At 60.7% G+C, this 11,132-nt stretch carries 9 protein-coding genes; all 9 read left to right on the top strand.

All coding sequences use genetic code 11. From position 1 onward, the window contains the following. Positions 1 to 250 precede the first annotated feature (250 nt). The 9 genes from ACIP1X_RS17940 to ACIP1X_RS17900 all read left to right on the top strand — a co-directional run bounded on the left by ACIP1X_RS17940 (position 251) and on the right by ACIP1X_RS17900 (position 11,005). Complete coding sequence (locus ACIP1X_RS17940) at positions 251 to 376, top strand: hypothetical protein (protein ID WP_276514720.1); 126 nt, start codon at positions 251 to 253, stop codon at positions 374 to 376. Beyond that, positions 373 to 3,312, top strand: a complete 2,940-nt coding sequence (gene glnE, locus ACIP1X_RS17935) for a bifunctional [glutamate--ammonia ligase]-adenylyl-L-tyrosine phosphorylase/[glutamate--ammonia-ligase] adenylyltransferase (RefSeq protein WP_400753993.1) — start codon at positions 373 to 375, stop codon at positions 3,310 to 3,312. The genes ACIP1X_RS17940 and glnE overlap by 4 nt, the downstream gene beginning before the upstream one ends. 734 nt (positions 3,313 to 4,046) lie before the next feature. Beyond that, on the top strand, positions 4,047 to 5,081 hold the full coding sequence (waaF, locus tag ACIP1X_RS17930) for a lipopolysaccharide heptosyltransferase II (RefSeq protein WP_053116714.1): 1,035 nt from the start codon (positions 4,047 to 4,049) through the stop codon (positions 5,079 to 5,081). 1 nt (position 5,082) lies between these two features. After that, positions 5,083 to 6,144 carry a lipopolysaccharide heptosyltransferase I gene (gene waaC / locus ACIP1X_RS17925; RefSeq protein ID WP_400753990.1) on the top strand — a complete coding sequence of 354 codons (1,062 nt, stop codon included), beginning with the start codon at positions 5,083 to 5,085 and terminating at the stop codon, positions 6,142 to 6,144. Then, the gene (locus tag ACIP1X_RS17920) at positions 6,144 to 7,265 is read left to right on the top strand and encodes a glycosyltransferase family 4 protein (protein ID WP_400753988.1); all 1,122 of its coding nucleotides are present in this window, start codon (positions 6,144 to 6,146) and stop codon (positions 7,263 to 7,265) included. Before waaC ends, ACIP1X_RS17920 begins: the two co-directional genes overlap by 1 nt. Then, positions 7,265 to 8,071, top strand: a complete 807-nt coding sequence (gene rfaP / locus ACIP1X_RS17915) for a lipopolysaccharide core heptose(I) kinase RfaP (protein ID WP_400753986.1) — start codon at positions 7,265 to 7,267, stop codon at positions 8,069 to 8,071. Before ACIP1X_RS17920 ends, rfaP begins: the two co-directional genes overlap by 1 nt. Further along, positions 8,071 to 8,805 carry a lipopolysaccharide kinase InaA family protein gene (locus ACIP1X_RS17910; protein ID WP_400753984.1) on the top strand — a complete coding sequence of 245 codons (735 nt, stop codon included), beginning with the start codon at positions 8,071 to 8,073 and terminating at the stop codon, positions 8,803 to 8,805. Before rfaP ends, ACIP1X_RS17910 begins: the two co-directional genes overlap by 1 nt. Then, positions 8,802 to 9,554 (top strand): lipopolysaccharide kinase InaA family protein, encoded by a 753-nt coding sequence (locus tag ACIP1X_RS17905; protein ID WP_400753981.1) that lies wholly within the window; start codon positions 8,802 to 8,804, stop codon positions 9,552 to 9,554. Before ACIP1X_RS17910 ends, ACIP1X_RS17905 begins: the two co-directional genes overlap by 4 nt. Next, complete coding sequence (locus ACIP1X_RS17900; RefSeq protein ID WP_400753979.1) at positions 9,554 to 11,005, top strand: lipopolysaccharide kinase InaA family protein; 1,452 nt, start codon at positions 9,554 to 9,556, stop codon at positions 11,003 to 11,005. Before ACIP1X_RS17905 ends, ACIP1X_RS17900 begins: the two co-directional genes overlap by 1 nt. Positions 11,006 to 11,132 lie beyond the last annotated feature (127 nt).

The raw sequence follows: 11,132 nt of genomic DNA, 5'->3' as shown, positions 1-11,132 counted from the left end.
GTCGGAAAGGCTTCCATAATCGGTTGCCTGAGTTTGCGACTGGCCTTGTGGGCAGACGATTTAAAATTCTTGGATTGCCGACAGGTTGTTCCGGCGGCGTGTAGTTTTACTACAAATCTTTGAGCATTTCAGCCTTTCGGATGTATAGACGAGTAGTAAAACTACAGATGAAAGGCTTGTGGCCTCTGACTGCGTTGTGAGAATAATCGTTAAGGTTGGTCGATTACCATCCGTAAAAGGTGAAACTTTGATGCTGGATGCTAAAGAAGAAGAAATTTCAGCTATTTCTAACTTTTGTTCGACAGTCCTTCAGGTAGCGGGTTTTCACCATTCACTACAAGCGGCTGATTACACGCCGATCAAGGATAGACCATGACCCTGCCCGTGCTTGCCGAACTGCCTGCCATCCTCCTGCCGTTGGTCACTCGATCCGAACAGTCGTTCCGTACGGCCGTCGCCGAACTGGAAGACGATCACGGCTTCGCCAACTGGACACCAGAGCGCTGGGCGCAATTCGCCCGCGTCACCGCCGCCAGCGAGTTTGTCATTGAACAGAGCGTTCGTGACCCTTTGATGTTGTTGGCGCTGGTGCAGTCCGGCGAACTCGACCGGCCGTTCGCACCGGGTGAATTGTGTGCGCAGATTTCCGCTGCGGTGAACGCCGCACAGACCGAAGACGAACTCGGTCGCGCCCTGCGTCGCCAACGGGCGCGCCATCAAGTACGGATCATCTGGCGTGACCTTACCCGTCAGGCTGATCTGGTGCAGACCTGCCGCGACCTTTCGGACATGGCCGACGCCACCATCGACCAGGCTTATCAATGGTTGTACAGCCGCCATTGCGAACAATTCGGCACGCCGACCGGTCGCCGCAGCGGTGAGCCGCAGCCCATGGTCATCCTCGGCATGGGCAAGCTCGGCGCGGTCGAGCTGAATTTGTCTTCCGATATCGATTTGATTTTTGCCTACCCCGAGGGCGGCGAAACGGTGGGCGTGAAGCGCTCGCTGGATAATCAGGAATTTTTCATTCGTCTCGGCCAGCGCCTGATCAAGGCGCTGGATCCGATGACCGTCGACGGCTTTGTGTTCCGCGTCGACATGCGCCTGCGCCCGTACGGTTCGTCCGGCGCGCTGGTGCTGAGCTTCAATGCGCTGGAACAGTATTACCAGGACCAGGGCCGCGACTGGGAACGCTACGCGATGATCAAGGCGCGGGTGGTGGCCGGCGATCAGGTCGCCGGTGCGCAGTTGCTCGACATGCTGCGGCCATTTGTTTATCGGCGTTACCTGGACTTCTCGGCGATCGAAGCGCTGCGCACCATGAAGCAGCTCATCCAGCAGGAAGTGCGGCGCAAAGGCATGGCCGACAACATAAAGCTGGGTTCCGGCGGGATTCGTGAGGTCGAGTTTATTGCTCAGGCCTTTCAGTTGATCCACGGCGGCCGCGACCTGAGTCTGCAACAGCGTCCTCTATTAAAGGTGTTGAGCACGCTGGAAGGGCAGGGCTACCTGCCGCCGGCGGTGATCAGCGAGTTGCGTGAAGGTTACGAATTTCTGCGTTACACCGAGCATGCGATTCAAGCGATTGCCGACCGTCAGACGCAGATGCTGCCGGACGGCGCGCAGGATCAGGCGCGCATTGCTTTCATGCTCGGGTTTGCCGATTGGGACGCTTTCCACGAGAAGCTGATGTTCTGGCGCGGCCGCGTCGCCTGGCACTTTGCGCAGGTGATTGCCGATCCCGACGAGGAAGAAGGCACCGAAAGCGAAGTGGTGGTCGGCGGTGAATGGTTGCCGTTGTGGGAAGAGGAGCAGGACGAAGAGGCGGCTTGCCGACAGTTGGAAGAGGGCGGTTTCGCTGATGCCAGCAAAGCCCTGAAGGCACTGGCCGGTTTGCGTGGAAGCCCGCAATTGCGCGCGATGCAGCGGCTAGGGCGCGAGCGTCTTGATGCGTTTATTCCGCGCCTGTTGGCGCAAGCGGTTGAGCATGCCAACCCCGATCTGGTGCTTGAGCGGGTGTTGCCGCTGGTGGAAGCGGTCGCTCGGCGTTCGGCTTATCTGGTCTTGCTCACGGAGAACCCCGGTGCACTGCGCCGCTTGCTGACGTTGTGCGCGGCGAGCCCGTGGATTGCTGAACAGATCACTCGCTTCCCGCTGCTGATGGATGAATTGCTCAACGAAGGGCGTTTGTTCAAGCCGCCCCTGGCGCCGGAATTGGCCGCCGAATTGCGCGAGCGGCTGACGCGAATTCCCGAAGACGACCTCGAACAACAAATGGAAGCGCTGCGTCATTTCAAATTGGCGCACCGCTTGCGCGTCGCCGCCTCGGAAATCGCCGGCAGCCTGCCGTTGATGAAGGTCAGCGATTACCTGACCTGGCTCGCTGAGGCGATTCTGGAGCAAGTGCTGGCCCTGGCCTGGCGCCAGACCGTGGCCAAACACGGCACGCCGCTGCGCACCGACGGCACCTTGTGCGATCCCGGCTTCATCATTGTCGGTTACGGGAAAGTCGGCGGGCTGGAACTGGGGCATGGTTCCGATCTGGATCTGGTGTTTATCCACGACGGTGATCCACAGGCGGAAACCGACGGCGCCAAGCCGATTGATGGCGCGCAGTTCTTTACCCGACTGGGGCAGCGGATCATTCACTTGCTGACGGCGCAGACCAACTCTGGCCAGTTGTATGAAGTGGATATGCGTCTGCGGCCGTCCGGTGCGTCCGGGCTGTTGGTGAGTTCGCTCGGCGCGTTTGCTCGTTATCAAGAAAATGAAGCGTGGACGTGGGAGCATCAGGCCCTGGTGCGGGCGCGGGTACTGGTCGGCAGTCAGGATGTTGGCAAAGCGTTCGAGAAGGTTCGCGCGCAAGTTTTGGGCAAAGCGCGGGATCTGGCCAAGTTGCAACAGGAAGTCAGCGAGATGCGCGCGAAGATGCGCGACAACCTTGGCACCAAGAGCACCGCGGCCGGTACGGCGGCAAATGCCTTCGACGCCACGGCGCCCTTTGACCTCAAGCAGGACGCCGGAGGTATCGTCGATATTGAATTTATGGTGCAATACGCGGCCCTGGCGTGGTCGCACAACCACCCGCCATTGCTGCGCTGGACCGATAACATCCGCATCACGGAAGAGCTGGAACACGAAGGGCTGATGCCTGCCGAAGACGCCAGCCTGTTGCGCGAGGCCTACAAAGCCTACCGCTCCGCCGCCCACCGGCAGGCTTTGCAGAAGGACCCGGGGGTGATTGCAGGCGACCAGTTTGTCGAAGAACGGCGACAGGTGTTGCGGATCTGGAAAGAGATGGGGCTAAGCTGAACACGCCAATGAAGGCAACGAAATTCAAAAGGTGGGAGCGAGCCTGCTCGCGAAAGCGGAGTGTCAGGCAACATCGATGTTGAATGTGCCGGCCCCTTCGCGAGCAGGCTCACTCCTACAATAGATCTGCGGTGAATCGCAGATGTTGGAACGTATGCAAAACCCTGTGGGAGCGAGCCTGCTCGCGAAGGCGGATTGTCAGGCAGCATTGATGTTGGATGTGCCGGCCTCTTCGCGAGCAGGCTCACTCCTACAATAGATCTGCGGTGAATCGCAGATGTTGGAACGGATGCAAAACCCTGTGGGAGCGAGCTTGCTCGCGAAGGCGGAGTGTCAGGCAGCATTGATTTTGGATGTGCTTGCCTCTTCGCGAGCAGGCTCACTCCTACAATAGATCTGCGGTGAAACGCAGATGTTGGAACGGACGCAAAACCTGTAGGAGTGAGCCTGCTCGCGAAGGCGGAGTGTCAGGCAGCATCGATGTTGGATGTGCCGGCCTCTTCGCGAGCAGGCTCACTCCTACAATAGATCTGCGGTGAGTCGCAGATATGTGAATAGCTGCAAAACCCTGTGGGAGCTGGCTTGCCAGCGATAGCGGAGTATCAGACGACAATAATGTTGGATGTGAAGACCCTTTCGCGAGCAGGCTCGCTCCCACAGTAGATCTACAGTGTTTGTAGAATTCTCGAGGCGGGGAGGCGTAAATGCCTCCCCGGTTCGTTTTTGGAAACCACATGAATATTCTGATCGTTGGGCCCAGTTGGGTCGGTGACATGGTGATGGCGCAGACACTGTTTCAGTGTCTCAAACAGCGCCACCCGCAATGCGAAATCGACGTGCTGGCCCCCGAGTGGAGCCGGCCGATCCTTGAGCGCATGCCCGAAGTGCGCCAGGCCTTGAGCTTCCCGCTCGGCCATGGCGCGCTGGAATTGGCGACGCGTCGGCGCATCGGCAAATCCCTGCGCGGTCAGTACGATCAAGCGATCCTGCTGCCCAACTCGCTGAAATCGGCGCTGGTGCCGTTCTTCGCCGGCATCCCGAAACGCACCGGCTGGCGTGGCGAATTCCGCTACGGCTTGCTCAACGACGTGCGCACCCTCGATAAAGAACGCTATCCGCTGATGATCGAACGCTTCATGGCGTTGGCCTATGAGCCGAACGCCGAGCTGCCGAAACCCTATCCACGCCCAAGCCTGCAAATCGACCCGGTCACCCGCGAAGCCGCGCTGGCCAAGTTCGGCCTGAGCCTCGATCGCCCGGTATTGGCCCTGTGCCCCGGCGCCGAGTTCGGCGAGTCCAAACGCTGGCCGTCCGAGCATTACGCCAAAGTCGCCGAAGCGCGTATCCGCGAAGGCTGGCAAGTGTGGCTGTTCGGCTCGAAAAACGATCACGCGGTCGGCGAAGACATTCGCGCCCGATTGATCCCGGGCCTGCGCGAAGAATCGGTCAACCTCAGCGGCGGCACCTCGCTGGCCGAGGCCATCGACCTGATGTCCTGCGCCGACTCGGTGGTCTCCAACGATTCTGGTCTGATGCACGTTGCCGCCGCCCTGAACCGTCCACTGGTCGCGGTCTACGGCTCGACGTCGCCGGGCTTCACCCCGCCGTTGGCCGAGCACGTCGAAGTGGTGCGTCTGGGTCTCGATTGCAGCCCGTGCTTCGACCGTACCTGCCGCTTCGGCCATTACAACTGCCTGCGCCAGCTGATGCCGGACGCGGTCAACGATGCCTTGCAAAAATTGCAGGGCTCCGTGGTCGAGGTTCATTAAGTTGCGGGTACTGTTGATCAAGACTTCATCGCTGGGCGACGTGATTCATGCGTTGCCGGCGCTGACCGACGCCGCCCGGGCGATTCCCGGAATCAAATTCGACTGGGTCGTGGAAGAAGGCTTCGCCGAGATTCCGACCTGGCACCCGGCCGTCGACAAAGTGATTCCGGTGGCGGTCCGCCGCTGGCGCAAAAATATCTGGAAAACCATCACCAGCGGCGAGTGGAAACGCTTCAAACAAAGCGTGCGCGCCAACAAATACGACTTGGTGATCGACGCCCAAGGCCTGCTGAAAAGTGCCTGGCTGACCCGTTACGTCAAAGCGCCGGTGGCCGGACTCGACAAAGGTTCGGCCCGCGAGCCGATGGCCGCGCGTTTTTACGATCGAAAACTGGCCGTGGCCCGTGGCCAACACGCCGTCGAACGCGTGCGCCAACTGTTCGCCATCGCCCTCGGTTACGACCTGCCCAAAGGCCTGGGCGATTACGGCCTCAACGTCGAGCGTCTGGTCGAACTGCCGCGCAAAAGCGCCTTTGTGGTGTTCCTGCACGGCACCACGTGGGACACCAAACACTGGCCGGAAGCCTACTGGCGTGAACTGACCGAACGCGTCGGTTACCTTGGCGTCGGCGTCAAGCTGCCGTGGGGCAACCCGCAGGAAAAGGCTCGCGCCGAACGCATCGCTGCCGGTTTCAAACATGCCGAAGTGCTGCCGAAACTCAATCTGGCCGGCGTCGGCAAAGTCCTCGCCGGGGCGCAAGCCTGTGTGGCGGTGGACACCGGCCTCGGCCATTTGGCAGCGGCGCTGGACGTGCCGACCATTTCGCTGTTCGGCCCGACCAACCCGGGCCTGACCGGCGCTTACGGCAAATTGCAGATTCACCTGGCCAGCGACTTCCCGTGCGCGCCGTGCCTGCAAAAGAAATGTACCTATCAACCGACCGCGCAGGATGCCCGTCAGTTTGACCTGAAGCGTGAACAGCCGCTGTGCTTCACGCGTCTGAACCCCGAGCGTGTCGCCAGCCGACTGAGCACGTTGTTAATGGCTGAGGAGCTGCGCTGATGCAATTGGCATTCGTCCTGTACAAATATTTTCCGTTCGGTGGCTTGCAGCGCGATTTCATGCGCATCGCCCTCGAATGCCAGAAACGCGGGCATCAGATCCGCGTCTACACGCTGATCTGGGAAGGCGACGTGCCGCCCGGTTTTGAAGTGCTGGTGGCGCCGGTCAAAGCCTTCTTCAATCATCGTCGCAACGAAAAACTCAGTGCGTGGATGGCAGCGGATCTGGCCAAGCGCCCGGTTGATCGCCTGATCGGCTTCAACAAGATGCCGGGGCTGGACGTTTATTACGCCGCCGACGGCTGCTTCGAAGACAAGGCGCAGAACCTGCGCAATTCGCTGTACCGCCGCTGGGGCCGCTATCGCCACTTCGCCGAATACGAGCGCGCGGTGTTCGCCAAAGATGCGAAGACCGAAGTGCTGATGATTTCCGAAGTGCAGCAGCCGCTGTTCATCAAGCATTACGACACGCCGCTTGAGCGCTTCCACTTGCTGCCACCGGGCATCGCTCAGGATCGTCGCCGTCCAGCGGATGCTGACGAAATCCGCGCCGGTTTCCGCGGCGAATTCAATCTGAAGGATGACGAGCTGCTGCTGGTGCAGATCGGTTCCGGGTTCAAGACCAAGGGCGTTGATCGCAGCCTGAAAGCACTGGCCGCATTGCCCGCCGAGCTGAAGAAGCGCACGCGGCTGTTTGTAATCGGCCAGGATGACCCCAAATTATTCCAGATGCAGAGCGCGACGTTGGGTCTGGGCGATAACGTCACGTTTCTCAAAGGGCGCAGCGATATTCCGCGTTTCCTGCTCGGCGCTGATCTGTTGATCCACCCGGCGTACAACGAAAACACCGGTACCGTATTGCTTGAAGCGCTGGTTGCCGGGTTGCCGGTGCTGGTCAGCGCGGTCTGTGGTTACGCCCATTACATCGCCGAGGCCGACGCCGGGCGAGTGCTGGACGAACCGTTCGATCAGGCGCAGCTGACGCAATACCTGACTGAAATGTTGCATGACGACGCTGCACGCGCGGCCTGGAGCCGCAATGGTCTGGCCTTCGCGGAGACGGCCGACCTCTACAGCATGCCGCAACACGCGGCCGATGTGATTCTGGCGGAGCACGCTTAATGAAGTTGATGCTGGCTGAACCGTTCAAAAGCCTTTGGGCCGGACGCGACCCGTTCGCCGAAGTCGAAGGCTTGCAGGGCGAGGTATACCGCGAGCTGGAAGCACGCCGGACACTGCGCACGGAAGTCGACGGCAACGGATTTTTCGTCAAGATCCACCGTGGCATCGGCTGGGGCGAAATCTTCAAAAACCTGCTGACCGCCAAGCTGCCGGTGCTCGGCGCGGGTCAGGAGTGGAAGGCTATCCAGCGTTTGCAGGAAGTCGGCGTGCCGACCATGACCGCCGTTGCGTACGGCGAGAAGGGCAGCAACCCGGCGGATCAGCATTCGTTCATCGTCACTGAAGAACTGGCGCCGACCGTCAGTCTCGAAGACTTCAGCATCGACTGGATCAAGCAGCCGCCCGAGCCGAAACTCAAGCGCGCGCTGATCGCCGAAGTCGCGCGCATGACCGGCATGATGCACCGCGCCGGCGTCAATCACCGCGACTGCTACATTTGCCACTTTCTGCTTCACACCGATAAACCGGTGACGGCAGAAGATTTCAAGCTTTCGGTGATCGACCTGCACCGTGCCCAGACCCGCGCGAAAATCACCCAGCGCTGGCGCAACAAGGATCTGGCCGCGCTGTACTTTTCCGCGCTGGACATCGGCCTGACCCGCCGCGACAAGCTGCGTTTCCTCAAGGGTTATTTCCAGCAACCGCTGCGGCAGATTCTCGCCGAAGAAGCGCCGTTGCTGAGCTGGCTCGAAGGCAAGGCCAACAAGCTCTATGCGCGTAAACAGCGCTACGGGGATGCGCTCTGATGGCGGGTTGGATTCTGGAACCGCAATACCGTGAACTCGCCGAAGATTTTGGCAGCCTCGAAGCGGTGTTCGCCCTGCAAGGCGAACGGCTGACTCGCGATCCGCTGTCGGAAGTCGTTCGTGTCGAGCGCAACGGCGTCAACTATTACGTCAAACGCTACGTCGGCGCCGGTAAAGGCTTGCGCCGTTACCTCGGCAAGCCGCGCGTGAAGATGGAATGGCAGAACCTCAAGCGCTTCGCCAAGTGGGGCATTCCCACCGCCGAAGTGGTGGCTTGGGGTCTGGAGCGACGCGGCGCGGCGTACGACCGTGGCGCGATGATCACCCGCGAATTGCCGCGCACCGAAGACCTCTCGGCGCTGGCCGAGCGCAACGATCCCAAGCTCAAGGATCGCGCCTGGGTGGATGGTGTCAGCCGGCAGTTGGCCGCTTACACGCGGACGATGCACGATCACCGCTTCACCCATAACGATCTGAAGTGGCGCAACCTGCTGATCGACGATCAGGATCGACTGTTCCTGATCGACTGCCCGAACGGCGATTTCTGGCGCGGTTTCTGGCTCAAGTACCGCATCACCAAGGATCTGGCCTGCCTCGACAAGGTCGCCAAATATCACCTGTCGAACACCCAGCGCCTGCGCTTTTATCTGCAATACCGTGGGCGTGATCGCCTGAATGCCGCTGACAAGAAGCGCATTCGCCACGTGGTGAGATTTTTCGAGGGACGCGAATGACTGATTTTCTGGCCGCTGAAGACCGTGCGCTGCTTGAGCGCCATGGCCTCGGCACCTTCGACGCGCTCTGGGCCAAACAGCTTGAAGCGGTGGACGAGCCGAACACCGACGGTGGCGGCTGGAGCAGCGTGTTTCGCCTGGAGCTGGAAGGTCACGCCTACTACCTCAAGCGCCAGAGCAACTACCTGACGCGCACCTTGCACGCGCCGTTTGGTGAGCCGAGTTTTGCTCGCGAATTTCGCAACATTAGTCGCTACAACAAGCTCGGTATCCCGGCGCTGCAAGCGGCGTTCTTCGGCCAGCGCAAGGTCGACGGCGAAGTCCGCGCGATCCTGCTGACCCGCGCCCTCGATGGCTGGGATGATCTTGATTCGTTGTTGCAGTGCTGGCCGGAACTGACCGCCGCGCAGCAATCAGCGATCCTCAAGGCCTGCGGGCAACTGGCGCGGCTGCTGCACGGTCTGCGTCAGGTGCACGGCTGTTTTTACCCGAAACATATTTTTTTGCAGGCCGACGGCGCTGATTATCGCGCGCAGTTGATCGACCTGGAGAAAACCCGGCCACTGCTGTGGGGCATGCGCGATCGGGTCAAGGATCTGGAACCGCTGGTGCGCCGCGCGCCGCAATGGAACGAGGCGCAACTGCGCGAGCTGCTTGCGGCTTATGTCGATCAGGCGACCGATAGTTCGTTGGTCGACGCCTGGGTTACGCGTCTGACCGCGCGGCGCAGTCGCAAGGAGACTCGCTGATGCAGTTGTCCGACCTGAAAAACGCCGGGCGCACGCCAAGTCTGCCGTTGACGATTTCCCTGGCTGATGCCGCCGGGCCGGCCGATTTGCAGCTGCTAAGTCTGCTGCGGGTTCTGCCGGGGCAGCGTTATGTCGGTGCCGGGGTCTGGCGCGGTCGGCCAGTGCTGGCGAAGTTGCTGGTCGGCAGCAAAGCGGCGCGGCATTTTCAGCGCGAACTCAATGGCGTGAAACTGCTGGCAGCGCAAGGCCTGACCACGCCGCTGCTGTTGGCCGATGGCTTGAAGGAAGGCGAGGGCGGCTGGCTGCTGTTCGAATTCCTTGAAGACGCTGAAAGCCTTGGCGATGCCTGGCAACAGGTCGAGTCGTTGCCGGTGCTGGCGGATGAACAATCGGCGGTGCTGGGCGACGCACTCGGCGCGATTGCGCAGTTGCACAGCAAAGGCCTGTGGCAGGAAGACCTGCACCTCGACAATCTGCTGCGCCATGGCGGCCAGTTGTATCTGATCGACGGTGCCGGCATCTGCGCGGAAACCGCCGGTCAGCCGTTGTCGCGGCAGAAAGTGCTGGAAAATCTCGGGGTGTTTTTCGCCCAGTTGCCCAAGGCGCTGGAGCCGTTTACCGAAGAATTGCTGGTGTATTACCTGCTGAGCAACGGCGAACACGCGTTGCCGCTGGAAGCGTTGCAGAAGCAGATCGACAAAGTGCGCGCCTGGCGTTTGCGCGATTACCTGATCAAGGTCGGTCGCGAGTGCACGCTGTTTGCCGTGCAGCGCGGAGCATTCGCGCTACGTGCTATTCGTCGTGAGGAAGAAGCGGCGATGGCGCCGGTGCTGGAACAGGCCGATGCGTTGCTCGATCAGGGCCATTTGTACAAAACCGGCGGCGCGGCGAGCGTCGGCAAGGTTGAAGTGGCCGGGCGCAAACTGGTGATCAAGCGCTACAACATCAAGAATTTTGCTCATTGGCTCAAACGCTTCTGGCGCCCGAGCCGCGCTTGGCATTCATGGCGTGAAGGCAATCGTCTGGCGTTCCTCGGCATCGCCACGCCGAAGCCGCTGGCCGTGCTGGAAAAACGCTTTCTGTGGCTGCGCAGCCGCGCCTATCTGATCACCGAATACCTGCCAGGCCCGGACATCATCGAGCGCTTTGCGCCGTATGTTGAAAGCGGCGAGGCGCCGGAATCCGAGCTGCAGGCGCTGGATCAACTGTTCGCCCGCCTGATCGCCGAACGCATCAGCCATGGCGACTTCAAGGGCCACAACCTGTTCTGGCAGGACGATCGCTGGGCCCTGATCGATCTCGACTCAATGTGCCAACACCGCTCCCTCGGCAGCTTCGCCCCGGCCTACGCCCGCGACCGCGCACGCTTCATGCGCAACTGGCCCGAGAGCAGCGCGCTGTATCAAGTGATTGATCAGCGTTTGCCCAAAGACATCTCCAACGCTGCCTGAATCGGGTCTTCGACCCTTTCGCGAGCAAGCCCGCTCCCACATTCGACCGCATTCCAACTAAAGGAACATGGTCACCTGTGGGAGCGGGCTTGCTCGCGAAGAGGCCAGCCAAAGCCCCGCGAATCTC

Origin of the sequence: Pseudomonas sp. NPDC088885, assembly GCF_044750025.1 — a bacterium.
GTDB lineage: Bacteria > Pseudomonadota > Gammaproteobacteria > Pseudomonadales > Pseudomonadaceae > Aquipseudomonas > Aquipseudomonas rustica.
The sequence above is the reverse complement of the archived record's forward strand: the minus strand, read 5'-3'. Positions and strand labels throughout refer to the sequence as shown.